General features: G+C 56.5%; 1 protein-coding gene. It reads left to right on the top strand.

Annotated features, from left to right (window positions below; genetic code table 11):
- The coding region (locus tag B0D78_RS12420; RefSeq protein WP_274703316.1) for an Rnf-Nqr domain containing protein at nt 1-216 on the top strand (216 nt) is incomplete at both ends.

Below are 216 nucleotides of genomic sequence, written 5' to 3'. Positions count from 1 at the left end.
AGCGCAATATTCGTAAACAACATACTGCTCGCGAGGTTCCTCGGCTGCTGCCCCTTCCTCGGCGTTTCAAGCCAGCTTGAGACGGCCAAAGGCATGGGGGTAGCCGTCATCTTCGTCACCACCTTCGCGGCGATCATGACCTGGCTCGCCTACACATTCATCCTCGTGCCGCTCGGACTTGAGTACCTTTACACGCTCTCGTTCATCCTCATCATC

Source organism: Pyramidobacter sp. C12-8, from assembly GCF_002007215.1.
Classification (GTDB): Bacteria; Synergistota; Synergistia; order Synergistales; family Dethiosulfovibrionaceae; genus Pyramidobacter.
Note: the sequence above shows the minus strand (reverse complement) of the source record. Positions and strands in the feature narration are given on the sequence as shown.